Origin of the sequence: Odoribacter sp. N54.MGS-14 (genome assembly GCF_000980295.1) — a bacterium.
Classification (GTDB): domain Bacteria; phylum Bacteroidota; class Bacteroidia; order Bacteroidales; family Marinifilaceae; genus Odoribacter; species Odoribacter splanchnicus.
The window spans coordinates 1-346 of the sequence record NZ_LARL01000186.1 but is presented as its reverse complement, the minus strand read 5'-3'; the positions used below and the strand labels follow the sequence as shown (position 1 = coordinate 346).

At 43.4% G+C, this 346-nt stretch carries 2 tRNA genes; both read right to left on the bottom strand.

The window, feature by feature from the left end:
- Window positions 1–73, bottom strand: a tRNA-Gly gene (locus WS42_RS15035).
- A 198-nt stretch (window positions 74–271) separates the two neighbouring features.
- A tRNA-Tyr gene (locus WS42_RS15740) sits at window positions 272–345 on the bottom strand.
- Between the last annotated feature and the right edge of the window lies 1 nt (window position 346).

Genomic DNA, 346 nt, shown 5'->3' with positions numbered 1-346 from the left:
AGCGGAAAACGGGACTCAAACCCGCGACCCCCAGCTTGGAAGGCTAGTGCTCTATCGACTGAGCTATTTCCGCAAATGTATTGTTCCTCACACAAGCCGGACTCACTATGCTTTTTCGATCCGTAATGGGAGGCATAAACAAACCTTAAATTACGAAAGACATTGTCTTTCTTACTGATTAAAAAAGTTTTTACCTTACAAAATCAAACTTCTGACGATAAAAGCTTTTTTTAATCAACGACTGTCAGAAACAGTCGCAATTTAAAATCTGTGGGCAGTGATGGATTCGAACCACCGAAGGCTACGCCAGCTGAGTTACAGTCAGCCCCATTTGGCCACTCTGGTA